Raw genomic sequence first — 21,662 nt, forward strand, 5'->3', positions numbered from 1 at the left:
CTCCCCATGCTCAGTCGAGGATGGTGACGATGCCGCGGTCGCCGTCCACGCGCAGCCGCTGGCCGGTGGTGATCCGCTTGGTGGCGTGGCCGGTGCCGACGACGGCGGGCAGCCCGTACTCACGGGCCACGATCGCCGCGTGCGACATGGTGCCGCCGATGTCCGAGACGGCGGCCGCGATCTTGCCGAAGACCGGGCCCCAGCTGGGCGCGGTCACCGGACAGACCAGCACCTCGCCCTCCCGGACCTGGCCGATGTCGTTGGCGCTGAGCAGCACCCGGGCGGTGCCCTCGACGACGCCCGGCGAGGCGGCGAAGCCGCGCACCTCGTGATCGCCGTCCGCGGTCGGTGTGGACCAGGCCTGGATGGTCTCGGCGGTGATGCCCCACAGCATGCGGACCGCCGGGTCGTTGAGTGCCTCGGGGACGGGGCCCAGCGCGGGCGGCGGGGACCAGCCCGCGAGGGCTTCCAGCATCCGCTTGCGCTCAGCGACCGTCTCGCGCACGTGTGCCGAGCCCACCGGCTTGCTCCCGGCCGCCCAGGCGAGCATCACGTCGGTCAGGGCCTGGCCGACCTCGGTGTGGTTCAGCTGGAAGACGTCCTCGGCGTCGGCCAGGACACCCTGATCGCACAGCAGCTCGCCGAATTCGCGGACCTTGGCGAAGAACTTCGTGGTGAAGTAGTGCTCGCAGTAGAAGTTGTGGTCCTCCACGAAGGGGAACACCACCCGGGCCAGCCCGAGCATCTGGTCGAAGGCGGCCCGTTCCTCCTCCCCGGCCAGCAGGGAGCGGTACTCCTGGGCGATGCGCTCGCGCTCGGCCGTGAGCTGTTCGGTGGGGCGGTCGAGCAGCTCGCCCCTCCTGGCCTGGTCGACATAGCCGGGCAGCGCCGCGAACGGCACCGTGAGGTCGTCGTTCCAGCTGCGGTGGTGATGGTAGAAACCGGCGCCGGTCGACATGTTGAACCACGGCTCGCGCACGGCGTCCATCGCCTCCAGCCAGCTTCGGCCGCCGTCCCCGCGGGCGGCGAGCGCGGCCAGCACCTTGCCCGGCTCGCAGCCCTCGACGAAGAGATCGTCGACGCCGTACTCGACCGCCAGCTTCGCCAGCTTCTTCAGCTCGTCGTCCGGGCGGTAGAGGATGACGTCGATGCCCGCGACCATGCGGGCCACGTCCTGGTCGGGGATCTCCGGGAACGACGTCTTGCAGAATTCGAAGAACACGACGTAGGCGCCGTAGCCGAGCATCAGGAACTCGGAGTGGTGGTGCCACATCTTGGAGTACAGGTCGATCAGCCGGTGGTAGTTCTCCCGGACGTAGTGGTTCTGGGCCACACCCTTGGCCTGGAACACGACCTCCGGGTCCTCGAACTCGGGCAGCCGGGGCACCTCGATCCGCTGCACCTCGTCGATCAGCGCGGTGATGCGGGCGACCCAGCCCTGGTAGAGCTCGTCCCAGTTCTCGTAGTAGTACCCCGCCCGCTCACTGAACTCCGCGAGCCTGTGCTGGATCTCCTCGGGGTCGGTGACCGGATTGGCGGTGATGTAGACCCGGCCGTTGACGATGCGGTGCTCGATGCCGAGCGTGGTGGGGAAGACGAACATGCGCGCGGTGTTCGCGCCGATAGCGGTGTAGGGCGCCTCGGCAGTGATGGCGTCGAACGCGGGCATGGGCTCGGGGAAGTGCATCGCGTTGTAGAACCAGAACCGCTGGTCGTCCCCGGGCTGGAACCGGGTGTAGTACGGGTACATCGACGCCCAGCCTTCGGCGCCCGCGACGTCGGTCAGTTCCGAGGGCAGTGGGAAGAGGGGGGCGGGTCTGGCATCGTTCACGGGGCTCTCCAGGGTGTGCGGCTCAGGCGTAGGGAGCGGGGATCCGAGGGTGGTGCGGCTCAGACGGTGGCGGTGGCCAGGGGGTAGTCGCGCTGGGTACGGGCGTAGCGGGCGAGGGCGTCGAGCGCGCGCGGGTCGGCGACCGCGCTCGGGTCGGCCGCCTGATCAACGGGGGTGCCGAGCAGGATGCGGCGCGCCGGCACCTCGAGCTTCTTGCCGGTCAGGGTGGTCGGGACGGCCGGGACCTGGATGATGCGATCCGGCACGTGACGGGGGCTGTACTCGCGGCGGAGTCGGTCCCGGATCGTCTGCTGTAGGCCTTCGTCGAGGGTGGCGCCGTCGGTCAGGGCGACGAACAGCGGCATGAAGAACTTCTCGTCCGGCAGGTCGAGGCTGACCACCAGGGCTCCCGTGACCTGGTCGAGGGCTTCGACGACCCGGTAGATCTCCGCGGTGCCGATGCGTACGCCCTGCCGGTTGAGGGTGGCGTCGGCGCGGCCGAGTACGAAGCAGCCGCCGCGAGCGTTGACCTTGAAGAAGTCGCCGTGTCGCCAGGCGCCCGGGAAGTCCTCGAAGTACGCACGGCGGTACCGCTCGTCCCCGTCCGGGCCCCAGAACGTGACCGGCATGGACGGCAGCGGCTCCGTGATCACCAGCTCGCCGACCTCGTCCACGACCTGGCGGCCGTGTTCGTCGTAGGCGTACGCGGCGACCCCCAGCGAGCGGGCCTGCATCTCGCCGGCGTACACGGGCAGGGTGGGCACACCGCCGACGAAGCCGGTGCAGCAGTCGGTGCCGCCGCTGCCGGTGGCGATCCACAGGTCCGCCTTGACGTTGCCGTAGAACCAGGCGGTGCACTGGGGCGACACCGGTGAGCCGGCGGGCATGACCGTGCGCAGGGCGGACAGGTCGTAGCGTTCGCCGGGGACGATGCCGGCCTTGGTCATGAGGTCGACGTAGGCGGGGCTGGCGCCGAAGAAGGTGGTCCGGGTGTCCTGCGCGATCCGCCACAGCACGTCCGGCTCCGGGTGGGCGGGGTTGCCGTCGTAGAGCACCGGGCAGGCGCCGACCAGCAGGGAGCTGATCAGGAAGTTCCACATCATCCAGCCGGTGGTGGTGAAGAACAGCGGCCGGTCGCCCTCGCGCAGGTCCATGTGGAAGGTCTGCAGCTTCAGCTGTTCCAGCAGGATGCCGCCGTGCCCGTGGATGATCGCCTTGGGCAGTCCGGTCGTACCGGAGGAGAACAGCACCCACAGCGGGTGGTCGAAGGGGACATGCTCGAATTCGAAGTCTTCGGCGGCAACGGGCGGGTGGTCGAGGACCTCGTCCCAGCGCAGGCCGCCGACGGCCAGCGGCTCGTCGTCCCCGTCGTCGAGGACGGGAAGGTGGATCACCTGCTCCAGGCCGGGAAGCGCGTCGGCGATGCGGCGCACCTCGTCCCGGCGGTCGAAGGTCTTTCCGCCGTAACGGTAGCCGTCGACGCAGAAGAGGACCTTCGGCCTGAGCTGGCCGAACCGGTCGATGACGCCTCGCGACCCGAAGTCGGGGGAAGCGCTCGCCCATACGGCCCCGACGGCCGTCGTCGCGAGCATCGCGATCGCGGCCTGGGGCACGTTCGGCAGATATCCGCAGACCCGGTCGCCGGGGCGTACGCCGAGCCCGCGCAGCCGGGTCGCCAGGATGCGTACCCGGCCCGCGAAGTCCTCCCACGGAAGGCCGACGGGAGCGGCGCTCTCGGAGCCGAACACCACGGCGTCGGTGCCCGACCGTTCGTTTCGCAGGACGTGCTCGGCGTAGTTCAGCCGCGCCCCGGGAAACCACCGCGCCCCCGGCATGTCCCGGCCGTCGAGCACCGAGGAGTACGGGGTCGTCGACCGAATGCCGAAGTAGTCCCACAGGGCGCCCCAGAATCCCCCCAGGTCGGTGACGGACCAGTTCCACAGCTCGTCGTAGCCGTCGAACCGCAGCCCCCGTTCCCGGGACAGCCAGTCCGCGAACCGCGTGACATTGGCCTCCGCGACCCGCCGCGGGCCGGGCGTCCACAGCAGCTCGCCTTCGGCCACCACGGCGGCCCTGCCGGCTGCGCCGTGTGCCCGACCAGTGGCAGGGAAGCCCCCTGCTGCCTCGACGGTCATGTCGCCTCCTCGCGTCATGGGAGGAACGGTCTCCGACGAGCCGGGACGCGAGCAACAGTTCCCTGCTAGCTTTTCACCTGGTGAAATCCGCTCTCCATCTTCGCAGGTGAGGGTCGTCTCATGCGGCAGTACCAGGTGAAAACGATCAGCTCTCTCGAGCGTGGCCTACAGGTGCTGAAGGCCCTGGAGGAGATGCGTGCTGCCAGCCTGCACGACCTGCACCAGGTCACCGGCATCCCCAAAGCCACCCTGATCCGCATCCTCCATACCTGCAACCAGGAGGGCCTGGTCTGGCAGCGGCTCGCCGATGGGGCTTTCGTCGCGAGCCTCAGACCCCAGAGGGCCCCGTACAACGACGTCGAGTGGCTCGGCGAGCTGGCGTCGTCGGTCCTGGAGGAGCTGTGCGAGCGCGTGATGTGGCCGTCGGTGCTGACCGTGCCCCGGCTGGACTACATGGAGACGATCGACACCAACAGCCCCAAGGCGTACTTCGACGAGGTGGTCCCCGTTGCGCCCATCGGTTTCCGTTCGCACATGCTGCTCGGCGCCTCGGGCCGGGCCTACATCGCCTTCTGCGCCGAGCGGGAGCGGGAGGCGGTCCTGCGCCGCCTGCGCGAGCACGACGCTCCGGGCAACGCATACGCCCACGACCCGGGCTGGCTGCGGCGTCTGCTGGCGACCACCCGGTCCCGCGGCTACAGCGTGCGCGCACCGGAGTACGACTTCGACGGTCGCAACTCGATCGCCGTACCGATCCGCCTGCACGGGGAGGTCCTGGGATGCGTCAACGTGACCTGGCGCAAGACGGTCATGTCCGCGCAGGAAGTGGCGCGGCGCCACCTGGACGACCTGCGGGCCGCAGTGCACCGGATCGAAGAGCGGGCTTCGGCGGCCGTCCCGCAACGACACGGGCCCGGCGGCGACGAGATCTGAAGACGAGGAAAAAGAGACCATACGCCGTCTTCCAGTCTCCACCAGCCACCGGAAAGGCTATGCGCCAGGCCCCTGTGGAGCAGCCGAGTGGTCCCTGCGATACTCACGCGGGCTGACGCAGTGGCGGCTCTTTGAGGCGCGGGCGAAGTGTGAGGTGTCCTTGACGCCGACCGCGTAGGCGATGTCCGTGACACTCCGGCCCGTCCGGACTGGGTCGGCGGGCAGCCTGGCGGCGATGTCGATCCGCTGCTGCGCCCCGAACAGCAGCAGCACCCTGTCACGGGCGCAGTCGTGGGTCAGTCGCTGTGCTCGACGGCACCGGCGGCGGTGGCATCTGCGCCCCAGCTCGCGAGCATGTGCATCGCTTCCGCAGAGGGCGTGTGCGGCTCGGCGTGGAAAGTGATCAGCACCTGCCCGGAGTCACGTGCCGCGCGGAAGGACTCGAAGGACAAGGTGATCTCGCCGACCAGCGGGTGATGCATCCGCTTGACCCCGAAGCCCTTGTTCTGGACCTCATGCCGGGCCCATATGCGCCGGAACTCCTCGCTCTTGACCGAGAGCTCCCCCACCAGCGCCGACAGTTGCAGGTCTCCGGGGTGGCGCCCGGCATCCATCCACAGGTAGCTGACGACCTCCGACGCCTTGTGCTCCCAGTCGACGAACAAGTCCCGGTAGCCGGGGTCCAGGAAGATCAGGCGTGCCCAGTTGCGCTCGCGCGCGGGCAGCTGTGACCAGTCGCCGAAAAGTGCCGCCGCCATCCCGTTCCACGCCAGTATGTCGGCGCGGCTCCCGATGACACACGCGGGGACGCCTGTCATGGAGTCGAGCAAGTGGCATAGGCTGCTGCGCACTCTTCGCGGCCTGGTCGCAGGCCTCTTGCGGAAGGGCCTCTTCGGCCCGGCGAGATGGGTGAGGTGAAGGCTTTCTGCCTCGCTCAGCTGAAGGACGCGTGCGATGGCATCGAGGATCTCCAGCGATGCATTGTGTACATGTCCCTGTTCCAGGCGCGTGTAGTAGGCCATGGACACGCCAGCCAGCTGGGCCAGCTCCTCACGGCGCAGGCCGGGCACCCGCCGGTAGCGGCTGTGGTCGACAAGCCCCACGTCACTGGGTTTGAGTCGGGCGCGGCGGCCGCGAAGGAATTCGCTCAGCTCGGCACCGCGCTCCTGGGCCACGCCGGCGTCCACAGCGGGATCGGGCTCTTGGATCATGGGGTTCAGTATGAGCAGGCATGGTCGGCGCTTCCTGTCCCTGTCAGTGTCAGGAAGCGCTTACTCGTACGGTCCGGAGGCGGACCCGGCAGCTGTTACTCCCATGCAACCTCACGCGCCAGGGCTGTACTCAAGCGCGGCGTGTCGATCATCATCAGGTTTCCGGCCGGCTGGCGCAGTAGGTAAAAGTTCGCGCCTGCGGTGCGCGGCGAGTTGTGCCCGCACAGGTACACGTGCTCGGCAAGGCTAGGGGAAAGGGATCAAGTGCCGGGTGCGGTCCGCGCGTGCCGTGCCGGATCGATCGGGTGTGGCACACGTCAGTTGTTCGCGGGCACGTACTTCCCGGGCACGCCGGTGGCGCGGCGCATGAAGGCGTCGAAGGTGCGATTGGGCAGCGTGTTGTGCAGGAAGATCATGGGCTTGGCGCCGAAGCCGACGGCGTAACGCGTCTTGGGCCGGCGTGCCCGGACGGACTTGACGATGGTCTTGGCGATCAAGTCCGGCGACGACATGCGGCGTTCGTTGGCCTCCGAACTGAGCGAGTCGGCCACAGCGTTGGCCTGCGGGGCGTACGGGCCGGTGCCGGAGACGGCGCGAGCCTTCTGCGCGGCGATGCCGCCCCACTCGGACTTGACCCCGCCCGGTTCGATCACCACGACGTCGATCCCGAAGGGCTTGAGCTCCATGCGCAGGCAGTCGCTGAGCGCTTCCAGCGCGAACTTCGTGGCGTGGTACCAGGCTCCCAGTGAGGTGCACATGCGGCCACCGACCGAGGTGATGTTGACGATGGTTCCCGAGCGCTGCGCCCGCATGTGCGGCAGGACCAGCTGGGTCAGGCGCGCTGCGCCGAACACGTTGACCTCGAACTGTTCCCTGGCCTCCTGCAGGGGGACGTCCTCGACGGCGCCGTAGGAACCGTAGCCGGCGTTGTTGACGAGGACGTCGAGCCGGCCGGTGTCGGCGATGAGCTTCTCGACGCCTTCCCGCATGGAAGTGTCGTCGGTGACGTCCATGGCCAGCAGCCGGATCCCCAGCTCGGTCAGGTGTTGCATGCGCTGCACGCGCCGCGCCGCGCCGTAGACGGTGTAGCCGGCCTCGCGCAGCTTGAGCGCGGTGGCCTCGCCGATCCCGGACGAAGCTCCGGTGACGAGTGCGACCTTGGTGGTCATGGTGGTGATCCTTTCGGTGGACGTGGTGACGTTTCGCTGTGAACGCTAGAAGTGGATCTGCGGCCTGGCACTAGCGTGGCGCGCCAACTCACTTGCGTATGACGCCAGCTTTCGATGGCGCGCTTGGCGAGAGGAATGGCGCCATCTGCTGGTGTCAGGCATGCCGGCGGCCGTTACGCTCCCGTCGTGAGCACCGGACGATTCATCCTGGATCCCAGCATCAAAGCCCTGCTGAAGGACCTCGGCGTGTCATCCACCCGGGTGCTCCGGCGCGCTCAGCTGCCTGCCGACCTGTTCGGCCGCGGCCCGGTCGCCCTCCCTCTCGAGGAGTACTTCCGGCTGTGGGAGGCGCTCGAGGCCGAGAGCGGCGATCCGGACCTGGCTGTCGCGATCGGCCGGTCGATTTCGGTCGAGATGTTCAACCCGCCGATCTTCGCCGCCCTGTGCAGCCCCGATCTGCGGACCGCAGCTGAGCGCATCGCCATCTACAAGCCCCTCATCGGACCCCTGCACCTGCGGCTCGACAACGGCGACGAAGGCTTGACGATCAGCTTCCGGTGGCCGCCGGACACGCCCCCGCCCCCGCCCCAGCTGGCCGCCGCCGAGATGGTGTTCTGGGTCGCTCTGGCCCGGATCGCGACCCGCCACGACGTCCGGCCGGTCCGGGCCGTCGATCCCTGGCTGTCTGCCGAGCACGCCGGCCTGGACGACTACCTCGGCGTAGAAGTCCACAAGGGACGGACGCACGCGATCAGCTTCGCGCCCGCCGACGCGAACCGCCCGTTCCTCACCGAGAACGAGCAACTCTGGCGGTTCTTCGCCCCGGAACTCCGCCGACGCCTGTCCGACCTGCAGGCGACGGCCAGCGTCGCCGATCGGGTGCGGGCCGCGCTGCACGAAACCCTTCCCGCCGGCGGAAGCTCCATGACCGCAGTCACCCGTCACCTCGCCGTCAGCAATCGCACGCTGCAACGACAACTGAAGCTCGAAGGAACAAGCTTCCAGGAAATCCTCGCCACGACCCGCGAAAACCTGGCCCGCCACTACCTCGGCAACAGCACTATGCGCATCGCCGAAATCGCCTACCTACTCGGTTACGACGACACCAACTCCTTCTACCGCGCCTTCCGCACCTGGACCGGAACCACTCCCGACGCCCTCCGGACCGCAGCAGTCGCCGGAGTCTGAACGGGCCGTCGCGGGACCTCGACCGGCTCGCTCATGCGGCCCATCAGATCGCGAGCGACGAGATGGCGGCGGAGTCATCAACGAGATCAGGCATGCCGCGTGAGGTGCACCGATGACTTATCGAGCGGCGCATGATCGGGCGACCTCGTCCACCTTCCGGGAGCAGGGGTGCCGACCTGGCCTGTCACTCAGCAGGGCTCGGAACCTCCGGTACCGGGAGCAGGCGTGTTGCAGCAAAGACTCCTCCAGATCGATCAAAATGGCCTCATTGCCGGCGGCGGAACTCGGCAGGGTATGCCACGGGATTGCCGAACAATCCTGGGTTCGGCCGACGCACTGTTCCAGCACGATATCGGTCATACGTTTCCCGGAGTTGCGTGGCCGTCATTGTTGTCGATAGGCATGCCCAGCCATAACTTCGCCTTCTCTCGAGCCTCCCCGTCAGTGCACCCAGGGCCCGGACTCAGGTTATGGAATTGACCGAATCGACTTCCAACGTTAGCCAGACTCCTGAATTCGGGATGTATCTGGCCGGGGTGGGGGAAAATGCGCGATTAGTGGATGTCTCGTTAGAGGAGACCAAAAGAATCCAAGAAGTCGGCCCACAACGACGAAGACATCGCTTCGCCGCTGGGGCCAGCCGATCATCAGCGGTGGCGAACGCTCGAAAAGGCTTGATATTCGCCTGTTTCGGCATGTCAGGGTCGATCGTAGAAGCCGCCAATCCGTGCGCGGGCCAATGCCTGACCAGCCTCCAGGACAGCCTTCGGCTTCGCCGAGGCCACCGGTTTGCCTGCCACTGTGGAGATTGGTTCGGCGAGTGCGAACAGCTGGAACGCATAGCGGTGCGGGCCATGACCTTTGATCGGTGCCGGGCCCTGATAGCCGCGCCCTTGGCTCGACCGCAAGATCTGCACGCCCGCGTCGAGCGCGCTCGAATCAAGTGCGTTGCACGGTAACTCGGTCACTGCGGGGTCCAGCAGTGCCGCCGCGTGCACCAGCGGGCTTCGCAGCGGTACGTCGGGATCTTCGACCACGAGCAGCAACTGCGCGGTCTCGGCCGGTGGCAGCGCCCAGGCCAGCGCCGGCGAAAGATTCTGCCCGCCGAGTCTCTTCACCACATGCCGAACAGGAAGCGTGGTTTCGTGGTCGAAATTGGGACTGGTGATGTCGAAGGTGGCCGCAGCGGCCAGATTCGATCGGTGCCAGGCCAGGGTCTGTTCACCGGCGCGCCGATTGACAAGCAGTTTGCCGATCAGAGACATCGCACTCCGTCGTTGTCGGTCGAGGCAGCATCACCCGCGATGACAGTGCCGTCGAGCAACCCCAGCGCGCGGGTGCCATCGGCGGAGTCGGCCACGGCGACCTCGGTCAGCACCTGGCCATCGGCCGGATCGAACATCGGAAACGTGCGTCCGTCGATGGCCGGCACCTGTTCACCACCACAGCCCGGTCGGAACCGATGCGATGACTGTGTCCCTGTCGGGCCTTTCTTCTTCTCCTGGTCGGATGATCACCGAATGGATGGTGTTGTGGTGCGCGGCCCGGCGGGGCAGCGGCGGGAGGACTCAGATGATTCCGTTGCGGACCAAGGTGTTCGCCGCTTCGAGCTTGGTGATCTCCTCGGTGGTGAGTTCGAGTTCGAGACCGGCGACGGCGTCGTCGATATGGCGTTCCTTCGTGGCACCCACAATCGGCGCGGCCACCGGGGATTTATTCGCCACCCAGGACGCCGCGACCTGCGCCATCGGCACCCCGCGAGCCTCGGCGACTTCCTGCACAGCGGTCACGACCCGCTTGTGCGATTCCTCGTCGCGGGTATACAGCTGTGGAGACAGTGTGTCGTTGGCTTCACGCCCGGACCCTTCCGAACCCCACGGCCGGGTGAGCCGTCCGCGTGCGAGCGGGCTCCAGGGCAGAATTCCCATGCCTGTGGCTTCGGCATAGGGCGCGACCTCGCGTTCCAGATCCCGCGCCAGCAAGTTGTAGTGCAGCTGATTCGACACGAACTTGGTCCACCCGTGTCGGTCTGCCGCGTTCTGCATGAGCGCGAGCTGCCACATCAGGAGATTGCATGCGCCTATATAGCGGGCTTTGCCAGCCTTGACCACGTCGTGCAGTGCTTCCATCGTCTCTTCGATCGGTGTATTCGGATCGAAAGCATGGATTTGATAAAGGTCGACGTAGTCGGTACCAAGGCGGCGCAGCGAGGCGTCGATCTCGTGCATGATGGCGACCCGGCTCAGGCCGGAGCCGTTGCGAGACGGGCGTTGATGCCCGTACACCTTCGTCGCGATCTGGAACTCTTCGCGGGGACCCAACTCTCTGGTCAGCGTGCCCAGGATTTCCTCACTTGTGCCGCTGGAATATACGTTGGAGGTGTCGAAGGTCGTGATACCCGCCTCGTAGGCGCGGCGGACGAACGGACGGGCCTCATCGAGGCCGATGGTCCACGACGGGTAGCCCTGCTCGGGGTCACCGTAGGTCATCATGCCCAGGATGACGCCGCTCATCTCCAGGCCGCTCTTGCCCAGTCGGACAGTTTTCACCTGTGATTCCTTTCATGTGCGTTCAGTTCGTGTGGATTCGGTTGCTCGGGATCGGCTGCCACTGCCGTGAGCCCTGCTTGTCACGGATGATGCGGCCGCCCTGGGTCCCCGGGAAGTGTGCGCCGAGACCGATAGCTCCGGTACGTTCCATCTCTTGCGCGAGCCGGTCGCGGGCCCTGGCCGCCGCGGCGCGATCTTCGTCCAGGCGGTCGGTCCACCCATCCTCGACCAGGAGTACGGGGTGATGCGCGGTGTCCCCCAGCAGCAATACTCGTGCTTCGCCGGTCTCGATCTCGCCGACGCAGTTGCCGGGCGTGTGACCGGCGAACAGCCGCAGCGCGACCGAATCCGCGATCTCCGTTCGCTCCCCCTCGGCTAGGCGGAGAAGGTCGGAAACGGCATGGATGGTATCGGTCACCCGGGCCGTGGCAGGGTTGCTGCCGGGATCAGCACGCATCCAGTCGTAATCAGCGCGGTGGCAGTGGTGCCGGGCGTGAGTGAAGATCGGTTCACCCGCAGGAGCGACCCAGCCGACGTGGTCCAAGTGCAGGTGGGTGAGCACGACATCGGTGATCTGCTCGGGTGTGACGCCAAGATCGGCGAGCGAGTCGAACAGCTTTCCGCGCGTTTCGACGATATCGATGTTCGGTCCCAGTCCCGCGTCGACCAGGATCGTCCGGTCTCCCGATCGCAGCAGGAAACCGCCCATCGGCATGATCCAGCCCGCCCCGTCGAACCACGGCGGCGCGGTCTGCCAATCTTGGCCCGCGCCGGGCGGAGGGTCGAAGAATTCGCCCGGCGGTACGGGATGCTGAGCATCGAGTACGGGATCGATGCTGGTAACGACCACAAGGTCCTCCTCGGCGTTGTGTGGCGTGCACCGTGGGCGCCGGCAGTCGGCGGTGCAGCGGCGACGGCACGGGCTTGGACGGCCTCATCGGTTCGCAGATCGTCCCCGCGGTGATGTCGTCACGGTTTTGTCGGGTGCAGTGCTGCGGGACCTCCGTGCCCGCGAACGAGGGGTGGAGCCGGATGAGAGGGCTCAGAAGGTGAAGACGGTTCGCAGGCCGGTGCCCGACTTCAGGTCGGCGATGGCCTCGTTGATCTCGGCCAGGGGACGACGCCGGGTGATGAGCTCGTCGAGCTTGAGGGTCCCTTCGAGGTACTCGCGCACCAGAACGGGGAAGTCGCGGGCCGAGTAGCCGCTGCCCATCAGCGAGCCGGTGATCACCTTCTCCTGGAGGATGATGTCGGCGATGTTGTCAAGGGCGAGTGCGGAGGAGCTGGGCGCCATGCCCAGGAGGACCGCGGTTCCGCCCGGGCGGATTGCGGAGACGGCCTGCACCATGCAGTCCGTCAGACCGGTGCTCTCGAACGTGAAGTGGGCGCCGAAGGGGCCGGTGACGGCGCGGACGGCGTCGGGTACCTGCACGTGGCGGGCGTCGATGACGTGGGTCGCGCCGAACGCGGTCGCGGCCGCCAGCTTCTCCTCACTGACGTCGACCGCGATCACGCTGCCGGCGCCCGCCCGTCGTGCCGCCTGGACGATGTTCAGGCCCACTCCGCCGCAGCCGAGGACCGCGACGTGGTCGCCGGGCCGTACCGTGACCCGGTTGCGGACGGCACCCACTCCCGTGGAGACCGCGCAGCCGATGAGGCACGCGAGGTCCAGCGGCATGGCCTTGTCGATGGCGATGGCGCATTCCGCGGGCACGATCGTCTCCTCGGTGAACGTGCCGAGGGGGCCGAAGGGGGTCACCGGGGTGCCGTCGACCGACAGGGCGGGGCCGTTCCCCGTGCGCGGGTCCGCCAGCTGAAGGCTCCGCAGGCACAACGAGGGATGATCGTCCGTACAGAACTCGCACGTGCCATCGTGCCCCAAGGCGGAGAGGATCACGTGGTCGCCGACGGCGGGGCCCAAGACGCCCGGGCCGACCTCGGTCACCACGCCGGCGCCCTCGTGTCCGGCGACCGCCGGTGGCGGCATGGTCATGCTGGCGACGCCGCCGTAGAGGGCCTGCACGTCCGTGTGGCACAGGCCGGCGGCGGCCATCCGGACACGGACTTCTCCAGGACCTGGCGGCCGGACGTCGACCTCGATGAATTCGACGGGGCCGTCTGCCTTTAATTGCACGGCTGCCTTGGTCATGTCTGTTTCCTTTCGTGTTGCTGATGTTGCTGGTGATCTCGTCGGCTGGAGTGCCCCGCTCCCGGCAGCGCGGCGGGAGGGTTCAGGGCCGCAGAATGGTCTTGACGAAGTCGCGTGCCATGAACGACTGGTAGGTCTCGGCGGCGGCGGACAGGGGGGCTTCGTGGTCGATGACGATGCCCGGCTCGATCCTCCCCGCGGTGATCATGGTGGTGAGGTTGTCGTTGGCCGCGTACGGGTTGCCGGTGACCGGCACGATGGTCACCTGGCGTCCGAACAGGTTCTGCGCGGTGACCGGCAGGTCGCCGTCGAGCAGGACACCGACGAGACCGACGGTGCCGCCGAGGGCCACACACGCCAGGGCGGTGCTGATCGCAGGGATGGCGCCGACGGCGTCGATGGCCACGTCGACGCCGTTCCCACCGGTCAGTTCGAGAACGCGTTCGGCGGCACCCTCACCGCCGGGCACCGGCACCGCGCCGAGCTTCTCCGCCTGCTTCAGGCGACGCTGGTCCAGGTCCACGAGGTAGACGGCGGCCGCGCCGCGGGCGAGGGCCAGTTGCGCGATGAGGAGGCCGACCGGGCCGGAGCCGACGACGCCCACGGTCGCACCGCTCTGGAAGCGGGTCTTGACGAGCGCCTCCCAGGCGGTGGGGAGGATGTCGGTGAGGACGAGCGCGTCCTGGTCGGACACGGAGGCGTCGAGTTCGCTGAGTGTGAAGTCGGCGCGAGGGACGCGGACGTACTCGGCCTGGCCTCCGTCGAGGATGCCTCCGCCGAAGAGCCGGTATTCGGCGCACCGGGGCTGGTTCGCGGTGCGGCAGGGTTTGCACCGTCCGCAGGCGACGAACATCTTCGACAGCACCCGCTGCCCCTCGGTCACATGGTGTACCTGGGTGCCCGTCTCGACGACGGTGCCGATGAACTCGTGCCCCAGCGTGAGGGTGGGCGGCAGGAAGGGGTGCCGGACGAAGTGCAGATCCGTCCCGCACACGGCGGCCGCGCTCACCTTGACGATCACGTCATCGGGTTCCACGACAGTGGGCTTGGGAGCATCCGTCACTTCGACGGTGCCATTGCCCTGGGTAACGACAGCGAGCATTCCTGGTTCCTTTGCCGACGCACGTCCGTCTTTGGCCGTGCGAATCAATGCGTCAGGCGGGGGTGGTGCCGGCGCTCGTGGAGCGCAGGGCGTGCTCGATGTAGGACAGTTCCATCACGTGCTCGGCCGTCTTCCAGTACAGGTCGAGCATTCCGGGCCTCGGGGTCGCGAACGACGACGGTGCCCAGGCGCCGTCGTGGCGCTGGCGCTGTACGAACCACTCGCCCATCCGGACCGTCCAGGGGAGGTGGCCGCCGTCCGGGTCGGCCGTGAGCATGGCGGCGGCGCCCCAGCCGAACTTGCAGATCTGCACCGACGTCGGGTCGTCGTACTGCTCCTCGGTGCCGCGTGTGGTGAGGGTGAGGTACTCACGGCCCAGCCGGAGCGCGGAGGCGTCGCTGGTCTGTCGTGCGTATCCGGCGAGGAAGGCGGCGGCGATGCCGGGGTGGAAGTACGCCTGCCGGGGCGCCCGGAAGTCGACCACGCGGAGGAAGGCCGTCTCGTCCGGGAAGTCGGTGACCAGGGTGTCGCCGCGGCGGCTGGTGAACAGCCGGTGGGGCAGGTCGGGCTGGTCGGCGAGGTTGCGATTCAGCCACCGGTGGACGCCGTCGGCGGTGTGACGGTCACCGGTGACCAGCGCGGAGAAGCCCAGTTGGGCGGTCTTGAGGTTGTCCTCCAGGGGGTCCTGCGCGAAGTCGCGGAGGTCGTAGGCTCCGCCGGTGTCGGGGTTCTGGAAGCGTGCGAGCGTGGTGTTGATCGCGGTCGCGGTGTCGTAGCGGCCGAGCAGCCAGGAGGCGATCGCGAGGGGGGAGAGGTGGTAGACGGGGCTGGTGCCGCCGGGGGCGTCGTAGGGGCCGGAGCGGAGGTCGCCTTCGTCGGTGAGGGCCTCGCGTTCGGCCCAGCCCATCATCGCGGCGGCGGCGTCCGGGGCTCCGCCGACGCACAGGGCCCAAGGGGCGCGCCACCACGAGTTGGCGGTCTCGGCGCCTTCGGGGCGGCCGTCGTCGGCAATGCGGTCGCGCAGCCAGGCCACCCCTTTGGCCCGTGCCTGGCTGATCCGGGTCAGCAGGTCGGGGGTGGGTTCGGTCGGCCAGGGGGCCGTTTCCGTGTCCGACGCGAGGGTCGTCATGGTGTCTTCTCCAGGGCGGTTGTGGAGGACGGAGTGAGGAGGAGGGTCAGGTCGTCGAACGGTTCGTCCACGGGGTAGACCCCGTTGAAGAGTTCGGATCCCTGAGCAGTCAGCCGGACGTGCGTGCCGAGGCAAAAGTCGGCGTGGTCCGTCGGATCGGCGGTCCGCAGGTGGAGGGAGGTCAGGGGGATGCGCTCGGGTGACTGGCCGGGCGGTGCCGCGATGGTCAGGGTTCCCGCGCCGCCGGTGACGGACAGCCAGGGGTCGGCGATGCGGAGGAAGAGCAGCCCGTAGTGGGCGGCGAAGCGTACGTCTCCCCGGAACTTCAGCAGGCCGGTGACCGTGTCGGCGTCGAATGCCGACGCATCGTCCGGGCTGAAGAGGAACATGTGCTCGTCGACGACCGAGGCGCCGTCGGTGACCGAGCAGCGGCCCTCTGGAGAGCGGGCGATGTAGCGCAGGAACGGGACTTTGACGCTCCATCGCAGTCCGGGCAGGGTGGCCGGGCCGGCGGTCATGCCACTGCCTGCCGGGGATCGTCGGCGATGAGCTTCTTCAACGGCACCGTGGTGTCAGTGGCCGCTTCGGGCGGGATGGTCCGGCCCGCGGCCAAGGCGGAGCGTACGGCGAGGAAGTCGGCCGGCCGGTTGACGAAGTCGCCGGCGACCAGATGTCCGCCGCGGTAGTAGAGGACGGCGAACTTCTCCGTGTCCGGCTCGCCGCGTACGACGTACCGGTCATGGCCGGTCGACAGGCCGGCGACCTGGAGTTTGAGGTCGTACTGGTCGGACCAGAACCAGGGCACGGCCCCGTAGGGGACCGGCCTGTCGGCGAGCAGGGCGGCGGCGGTCTTCGCCTGTTCGATGGCGGTGTTCACCGACTCGAAGCGGATCCGGGCCGGGCCGTCGGGGAGGTCCACCGGCGGGGGGCAGGCGACGCAGTCGCCCGCGGCGACCGTGGTGCCGTCGGAGGTGAGGCCGTACTCGTTGACGACGATGCCGTTGTCGACGGTCAGTCCGAGCTGCTCGGCGAGTTCGGTGCGGGGCACGGCGCCGATCCCGACGACCACCAGGTCGGCCGTCAGCGCGCTGCCGTCGGGGAGTTCGGCGCCACGGACGCGCCCGTGACCGTCGTCCAGGAGGCGTACGGGCGGCGCTCCGAGGTGCACTCGCACCCCGCGCCGGATGTGGGCGTCGAGGAAGAACTCGCTGGTCGGGACCCCTACGGCACGTTCGAGCAGTCGGTTGTCGGCGAGGGCGACGGTGACCTCGCAGCCGAGCCCCCGGGCACTGGCCGCGACTTCGAGTCCGATGAAGCCACCGCCGATGACCAGGACGTCGACCGCCTCTGCCAGGGCCGCACGCAGGGCGAGCGCGTCGTCGGCGTCCCGGAGGTAGTGGACGCCGGCCAGATCGGCGCCGGGGACGGGCAGTCGTCGTGGGTGGGCGCCCACGGTGAGCGCGAGCCGGTCGAACGCGAAGCTACGGCCGGAGTGCGCGTACGCGACCCCTGCACCGCCGTCGCCCCGGTCGACCCGGATGATGCGTTCCCCGAGGACCAGCCGGATGCCCTGGTCGGCGTAGAACGCCTCCGATCGCAGTGTGATCGCGTCGGGCGACGTCTCCGCGTGGAGGAGGGTCTTGGAGAGCGGTGGGCGCTGGTAGGGCGCGTGCTGTTCGGCGCCGACCACGGTGATCGGGGCTGTGTAGCCGTACTCGCGGAGGGAACAGGCCAGCTGGATGCCGGCCTGGCAGGCGCCCACCACGAGCACGCCGGTGTCGCGCGGGGCGACGGCGGTGCTGTTCACGAGGTGCTACTCCTGGGCTTCCGGGGTGGTGACGCGCAGCTCGCCGAGCCCTTCGGAGAGCTTGATCTGGCAGGACAGCCGGGAGTTGGGGCAGCGGTCGACGACCGTGCCGTCGAGCATCTCGTCCTCCAGGCCGCTGACCGGTTCCAGCCGATCCAGGTCGGTTTCGTCCACGAAGACGTGACAGGTGGCGCAGGACAGGACGCCGCCGCATTCGCCGGTGATGCCGGGGACGCCGTTGCGGACTGCGGTCTGCATCACCGAGTCGCCGACCAGGCCGTCGACGACGCGGACCTCACCGGCGTCGGACACGTAAGTGACCTTGGGCATGTTCGTCACACCTCCGTCGGGGTCGAAGTGGGAGTGAAGGTCGCGGGGACCGAGATGTAGCCGTGCGCGCCCCCGATGCTCGGGTAGCCGACCACGGCGTCCGGGTCGATGCGCAGGCCGGGCAGCCGGGTGAGGATCGTCTCCAGCATGGCGTCGAGTTCGGCCTTGGCCAGGGGCGAGCCGAGGCAGCGGTGGTGTCCGGTGCTGAAGGAGACGTGGTCGCGCGCGTTGTCCCGCTCCAGGTCGAGCCGGTCCGGGTCGGGGAACTTCAGCGGGTCGCGGTTGGCGCCGGCCAGCCACATGTAGACGCTCTCCCCACGGGCGATCGGCTGCCCGAGGATCTCGGTGTCCCGTACGGCGGTACGGGCGATGCCGGTCCCCGGTGGCCAGAACCGCAGGAATTCCTCGATGGCGTTCTTCCGGTACGCGGCGTCCGTGCGCACCCGCTCCGCCTGGTCCGGGTGCTGGGTGAGATGGATCAGCGCACTCGCGGTCGCGGCGGTAGTGGTGTCGAAGCCGCCGAAGACCAGCGCGTTCACCATGCTCTCGGCCACCTCGAGACCGAGCGGTTCGCCCCGCACCGTACCGGTGGCCAGGGCCGAGAGGACGTCACCGGCCGGGTTCTGGCTGCGGGTGGCCAGCATGTCGCGGAAGCGGACCCGGAGCCGTGCCTGTGCCTCGTGCGGGTAGCGGGGATCGTCCGGCAGCAGGTACACACCCTCGTGCGCGGCGTAGGCGGCGTCGTGCCAGTCGTCGGCGTCGTATCCGAGGACGTAGAGCGTGGTGCGTGCCGTGGTCGGGATGATCACGTCGTCGATCAGCTCGGCTTGCCCCCGCCCCGCCACCTTGTCGAGGGCCTCGTCGAGGTACTGCCGGGCGACGGGAGCCCACTGGCGCAGGGCTTTCGGGGTGAAGAACGGCGCTTCGATGCGGCGGCGTTCGGTGTGCAGCGGCGGGTCGGACTCCCCGAGGTGCAGCCGGTAGGGCATCTGGGGGATGAGCTGGCCCTTGCCGCCGTTCTCGGTGCCGGTCAGGTCGTTGACGGAGGTGAAGGTCTCCCAGTCGGAGCCGATGCGCTGCACCTCCTCCCACGAGGCCACCACCCAGTAGCCGCCGTGGTGTTCGGTCCAGGCGATGGGGCTGCCGGTGGCGTGGAACCGGGCGGCGAGTTGCTTCCAGGTGTCGCGGTAGGCGGGCGAGTGGTGGTCGAAGTCGATGACCGGCCTGCCGGTGGCCGACCGCCGGACGAGGTCGTGGGTGACACTCATGTCGTACGGGCCTTTCTTCGCGGGAGCGGCATCAGGACTGGCCGGCGGAGGCAGCTTTGGCGATGACCTCGTCGAGGATCGGGACGATGGCGTCGCCGAACCCGATGGGGTCGTCGCAGGGGGCGAAGTGCCCGAGCCCGGCGACCTTGATGAACTTGGCGCCGGGGATGAACTTCTCCACGGCCGGGCCGCCGTTGACGTCGTCGTCGCTGGCCGGGTCGTACTCGCCGGTGACGACGTAGACGGGCTTCGCGTGGGCGTCGATCTTGTGCCCGTTCTCCTTGAGGTCGTGCTCGTAGGCGAAGTAGTCGTTGTCGCCTGCGTAGATGCCGGGGAACGCCGAGCGGTAGATCCAGTACGTCTCGTGCGCGTTCGGCTCGGGTGCCTGGGGCGCGGTCGCACCGAAGTTGAGCGCGGGGGCGTAGCTGTCGGCGATCGACGGGGTACGGAACATGTCGTTGGAGAAGCCGTCGAACAGCGGCGGGTTGCCGTACCAGCCGTTGAGGGAGATGAACGCGCCGAAGCGGTCGCCGCGTTCGGCCGCGAGGTCGAGGGCGAGCTGGCCGCCGACCGAGCAGCCCATGAAGTACGGGTTGTCCAGGCCCAGGGTGTCGGCGATCGCGACCACCCAGTTGATCAGGCCGTCGCGGCCGGGGCGGTAGGTCTCCTCCCACCAGCGCACCCCGATCGGAGGCAGCGACTTGCCGTGGTAGGGCAGGTCGTAGGCGTACATCGTGAAGCGTTCCTGCATCCGCGGGTCGGCCAGCAGGTGGCGGTATTGGCGGCCGTCGGCGCCTGCGGTCGCCTGCAGCAGCAGCGGGATCGGGCCGTGGCCGGAGGTCTCGTAGTAAATCCGTGCCTCCTGGCCGTTCGCGGAGACGTAGACGTACCGTCCGACGGCGTTGTCCGTCTCGCGGAAGGGGTCCTGGAAGGGCTTGCGGACCGGCGCGCCGGCCACCGTCTCGCGCACCACCTGGTACAGGCGGGACCAGCCGCTCTGCCAGGGGGCGACGGTGCCGCCGAAGTCGCCGACGATCCTCAGACCGCGGGTCATGCCGACGACGCAGCTCTCGTAGCCGGCCGGGGGGACAGCAGCGGAGAACGCGGTCGACCAGAACTCGGCCGGCGCGGAGAAGGTCACATCGGCGGCGAGGTCCGCGTGCACCTCCTCGGCCCTGGCGGGGACACCGTCCTCGACCACCAGGTCGAACGCCCCCTCGGGCAGATCGAACCGGACGCGGCCGGAGTAGGTGCGCAGCTTGTAGGCCAGTTCCTTGTCGGAACCGGCCGCCGCGAGGATCTTCTGTCGATCGACGAGAGCAGTCATGGGAGCCCGCTTCCTTGCGTGCCGGGAGGGGAGAGAAGCGGCCGACGGGCCATGCCGTACGGCCGTCCATTTCGTGTCACACTGTGACTCGAAGTCGGTGTCACCGTATGACACGAACCTGGGTGTGGCAAGAGGTGGGGAAACGTGATGGAAATCAATGGCGGTCGAACGCCTGAACAGTCGCCTGTCGCCGGATTCGCTAGCCTGGCCCGGTGAGGGACGAGAGCTGGGCCACCGGAGCGAGCGCCGCGCTGCTCGCCGCCGTACAAGGAGTCGCGGCGGTCACCGAGGAGCGGCGCGGAACGACCCTGCGCGACACCAGGAGCATCGCGCGCAGGCTCGGCACGAGCGCAGTCGCGCTCTTCGCCCAACGGGGCTTCGACGACGTGAAGGTCAGCGAGATCGCCGCGCACGCGGGGGTCACGTCACGGACGTTCTTCCGGTACTTCCCGTCGAAGGAAACCGTGATCCTCGACATCTGGGACCAGACGAACGCACGTCTCATGGAGCTGATCGAGACGGTGGGGCAACCCGAGGCCGAGGTGCTGCCGACGCTCACCGAAGCCGTCGTGGCCTGGTGTCGCGAATACGGGGACCTCTTCCGCGCCCTGGCTCCGATGACCGAGCAGTCCGAGACCCTCATGGCGGCTGTCAACCTCCGCACTGTCGTCTGGGAGGACCATCTCGCGGACGCGCTGCGTGTGCGGTACCCGGAACTCGACGAGATGGACGCCAAGGTGTGGAGTTCCACGACGATGGCCCTGCTCCGCCTCTTCCAACGCAACGCCGTCGCCCACGGCCTCAGTTACGCGGAGGCCGCCCAGGACGTCTTCGACCGGCTCGCCGCCCTGACGTCAAGGAGCTCGTCGCATCGGATCACAGCCGGCTCCCGTCGCCCCAGCGACATCGCCTGACGCCCCAACTCCGGGCTCTAGCCCTCTGCCCAGTGACGGTCGAGGGGCTCGTTCAAGCACTGCAGGGCCTGCTCGCGCAGCTGGGCCAGATCCTCCGCCGTGCCCCGGGGAAGAGCCGCCCAGCGGTGATGGGCGGCGCGCAGCGCCGTGCCGACCGCGCCGACGGCGAGAAAGGGGCGCAGGTCGGTGTCCGGGTCGACGCCCTCGCGCTCGGCGAGCTTGCGCGCGAGACGGTCCTCGATCGACAGGAGGCGCTGGAAGTAGGCGGCTAGCAGCGGCGGGGAGTTCTCCAGCAGCCACACGATGCGCGTCCACAGTTCGCCGGTGCCGTCGTCGGCCTGCATCAGCCGCTCCACGACGGTACGGGCCGCGTTGGCGAACGCGGTGACCGGCGGCTCCTCGGCCGGGCGTGCCGTGCACGTTCTGCAGGTAGAAGGTCATGTAGAACATGGCCCCGAACAGACACGAGTGTCGGACGCAAGGAAAAAGTTCAGTACCCGCGGCCCTGATTCCGGAACGCGTTCGTGGTTCCGCGGGACTGCACATCGTTTGACAGACCCCCTGATCCTCAAGCAGAACGCGGCTGGGAGGGAGAGCTGCAGGGACACGACGCAGGCGCA

At 68.5% G+C, this 21,662-nt stretch carries 20 protein-coding genes and 2 pseudogenes; 3 read left to right on the forward strand and 19 right to left on the reverse strand.

Going from position 1 to position 21,662, the window contains the following annotated elements; all coding sequences use genetic code 11:
- Nucleotides 1–10: 10 nt before the first annotated feature.
- Together SMA5143A_RS04135 and SMA5143A_RS04140 are read right to left on the reverse strand one after the other, a co-directional pair.
- Complete coding sequence (locus tag SMA5143A_RS04135) at nt 11–1,831, reverse strand: PEP-utilizing enzyme (protein WP_107461510.1); 1,821 nt, start codon at nt 1,829–1,831, stop codon at nt 11–13.
- 59 nt (nt 1,832–1,890) lie between these two features.
- Nucleotides 1,891–3,966 carry an acetoacetate--CoA ligase gene (locus SMA5143A_RS04140; protein WP_107461512.1) on the reverse strand — a complete coding sequence of 692 codons (2,076 nt, stop codon included), beginning with the start codon at nt 3,964–3,966 and terminating at the stop codon, nt 1,891–1,893.
- A gap of 120 nt (nt 3,967–4,086) precedes the next feature.
- Here SMA5143A_RS04140 and SMA5143A_RS04145 point away from each other — a divergent pair, with 120 nt between their 5' ends.
- The gene (locus SMA5143A_RS04145; RefSeq protein ID WP_107461514.1) at nt 4,087–4,899 is read left to right on the forward strand and encodes a helix-turn-helix domain-containing protein; all 813 of its coding nucleotides are present in this window, start codon (nt 4,087–4,089) and stop codon (nt 4,897–4,899) included.
- Between the two features lie 57 nt (nt 4,900–4,956).
- On the opposite strand, the gene SMA5143A_RS44690 is transcribed toward SMA5143A_RS04145, so the two are convergent.
- The 4 genes and pseudogenes from SMA5143A_RS44690 to SMA5143A_RS04165 all read right to left on the reverse strand — a co-directional run bounded on the left by SMA5143A_RS44690 (nt 4,957) and on the right by SMA5143A_RS04165 (nt 7,279).
- Nucleotides 4,957–5,172 (reverse strand): helix-turn-helix domain-containing protein, encoded by a 216-nt coding sequence (locus tag SMA5143A_RS44690; protein WP_181361713.1) that lies wholly within the window; start codon nt 5,170–5,172, stop codon nt 4,957–4,959.
- A gap of 23 nt (nt 5,173–5,195) precedes the next feature.
- Entirely contained in the window at nt 5,196–6,110 is a 915-nt protein-coding gene (locus tag SMA5143A_RS04155) for an MmyB family transcriptional regulator (protein ID WP_107461518.1), read from the reverse strand.
- 116 nt (nt 6,111–6,226) lie between these two features.
- Nucleotides 6,227–6,423 (reverse strand): annotated as a pseudogene (locus SMA5143A_RS43710) (MBL fold metallo-hydrolase); the annotation flags it as partial.
- A gap of 4 nt (nt 6,424–6,427) precedes the next feature.
- Nucleotides 6,428–7,279 carry an oxidoreductase gene (locus tag SMA5143A_RS04165; RefSeq protein WP_107461520.1) on the reverse strand — a complete coding sequence of 284 codons (852 nt, stop codon included), beginning with the start codon at nt 7,277–7,279 and terminating at the stop codon, nt 6,428–6,430.
- Between the two features lie 186 nt (nt 7,280–7,465).
- On the opposite strand from SMA5143A_RS04165, the gene SMA5143A_RS04170 reads away from it, so the two are divergent.
- Complete coding sequence (locus tag SMA5143A_RS04170; RefSeq protein ID WP_219923573.1) at nt 7,466–8,467, forward strand: AraC family transcriptional regulator; 1,002 nt, start codon at nt 7,466–7,468, stop codon at nt 8,465–8,467.
- 698 nt (nt 8,468–9,165) lie between these two features.
- On the opposite strand, the gene SMA5143A_RS04175 is transcribed toward SMA5143A_RS04170, so the two are convergent.
- The 12 genes from SMA5143A_RS04175 to SMA5143A_RS04225 all read right to left on the reverse strand — a co-directional run bounded on the left by SMA5143A_RS04175 (nt 9,166) and on the right by SMA5143A_RS04225 (nt 20,128).
- Nucleotides 9,166–9,732, reverse strand: a complete 567-nt coding sequence (locus SMA5143A_RS04175) for a YbhB/YbcL family Raf kinase inhibitor-like protein (RefSeq protein ID WP_107461522.1) — start codon at nt 9,730–9,732, stop codon at nt 9,166–9,168.
- Nucleotides 9,723–9,899 carry a hypothetical protein gene (locus SMA5143A_RS42880; RefSeq protein ID WP_181361714.1) on the reverse strand — a complete coding sequence of 59 codons (177 nt, stop codon included), beginning with the start codon at nt 9,897–9,899 and terminating at the stop codon, nt 9,723–9,725. The genes SMA5143A_RS04175 and SMA5143A_RS42880 overlap by 10 nt, the downstream gene beginning before the upstream one ends.
- Before the next feature lie 136 nt (nt 9,900–10,035).
- Nucleotides 10,036–11,016, reverse strand: a complete 981-nt coding sequence (locus tag SMA5143A_RS04180) for an aldo/keto reductase (RefSeq protein WP_107461523.1) — start codon at nt 11,014–11,016, stop codon at nt 10,036–10,038.
- Between the two features lie 22 nt (nt 11,017–11,038).
- Nucleotides 11,039–11,866 (reverse strand): MBL fold metallo-hydrolase, encoded by an 828-nt coding sequence (locus SMA5143A_RS04185; protein WP_020276851.1) that lies wholly within the window; start codon nt 11,864–11,866, stop codon nt 11,039–11,041.
- A gap of 192 nt (nt 11,867–12,058) precedes the next feature.
- Nucleotides 12,059–13,165, reverse strand: a complete 1,107-nt coding sequence (locus SMA5143A_RS04190) for a Zn-dependent alcohol dehydrogenase (RefSeq protein WP_107461524.1) — start codon at nt 13,163–13,165, stop codon at nt 12,059–12,061.
- Between the two features lie 82 nt (nt 13,166–13,247).
- On the reverse strand, nt 13,248–14,267 hold the full coding sequence (locus tag SMA5143A_RS04195; RefSeq protein ID WP_107461525.1) for an alcohol dehydrogenase catalytic domain-containing protein: 1,020 nt from the start codon (nt 14,265–14,267) through the stop codon (nt 13,248–13,250).
- 52 nt (nt 14,268–14,319) lie between these two features.
- Nucleotides 14,320–15,396: a hypothetical protein gene (locus SMA5143A_RS04200; protein WP_107461526.1), complete on the reverse strand. Its 1,077-nt coding sequence runs from the start codon at nt 15,394–15,396 to the stop codon at nt 14,320–14,322.
- The gene (locus SMA5143A_RS04205; RefSeq protein ID WP_107461527.1) at nt 15,393–15,914 is read right to left on the reverse strand and encodes an HtaA domain-containing protein; all 522 of its coding nucleotides are present in this window, start codon (nt 15,912–15,914) and stop codon (nt 15,393–15,395) included. Before SMA5143A_RS04205 ends, SMA5143A_RS04200 begins: the two co-directional genes overlap by 4 nt.
- Nucleotides 15,911–17,203 carry an NAD(P)/FAD-dependent oxidoreductase gene (locus tag SMA5143A_RS04210; RefSeq protein ID WP_219923574.1) on the reverse strand — a complete coding sequence of 431 codons (1,293 nt, stop codon included), beginning with the start codon at nt 17,201–17,203 and terminating at the stop codon, nt 15,911–15,913. The genes SMA5143A_RS04205 and SMA5143A_RS04210 overlap by 4 nt, the downstream gene beginning before the upstream one ends.
- Before the next feature lie 6 nt (nt 17,204–17,209).
- The gene (locus SMA5143A_RS04215; protein WP_107461600.1) at nt 17,210–17,533 is read right to left on the reverse strand and encodes a 2Fe-2S iron-sulfur cluster-binding protein; all 324 of its coding nucleotides are present in this window, start codon (nt 17,531–17,533) and stop codon (nt 17,210–17,212) included.
- A 5-nt stretch (nt 17,534–17,538) separates the two neighbouring features.
- Nucleotides 17,539–18,801 carry a cytochrome P450 gene (locus tag SMA5143A_RS04220; protein WP_107461528.1) on the reverse strand — a complete coding sequence of 421 codons (1,263 nt, stop codon included), beginning with the start codon at nt 18,799–18,801 and terminating at the stop codon, nt 17,539–17,541.
- A gap of 31 nt (nt 18,802–18,832) precedes the next feature.
- On the reverse strand, nt 18,833–20,128 hold the full coding sequence (locus tag SMA5143A_RS04225; RefSeq protein WP_107461529.1) for an alpha/beta fold hydrolase: 1,296 nt from the start codon (nt 20,126–20,128) through the stop codon (nt 18,833–18,835).
- Nucleotides 20,129–20,340: 212 nt separating this feature from the next.
- On the opposite strand from SMA5143A_RS04225, the gene SMA5143A_RS04230 reads away from it, so the two are divergent.
- The gene (locus SMA5143A_RS04230) at nt 20,341–21,042 is read left to right on the forward strand and encodes a TetR/AcrR family transcriptional regulator (protein WP_020276842.1); all 702 of its coding nucleotides are present in this window, start codon (nt 20,341–20,343) and stop codon (nt 21,040–21,042) included.
- Nucleotides 21,043–21,059: 17 nt separating this feature from the next.
- On the opposite strand, the pseudogene SMA5143A_RS04235 reads toward SMA5143A_RS04230, so the two are convergent.
- A pseudogene (locus tag SMA5143A_RS04235) lies at nt 21,060–21,422 on the reverse strand (acyl-CoA-like ligand-binding transcription factor); the annotation flags it as partial.
- Between the last annotated feature and the right edge of the window lie 240 nt (nt 21,423–21,662).

It is taken from the genome of Streptomyces sp. MA5143a (genome assembly GCF_900290235.1).
Classification (GTDB): Bacteria; Actinomycetota; Actinomycetes; order Streptomycetales; family Streptomycetaceae; genus Streptomyces.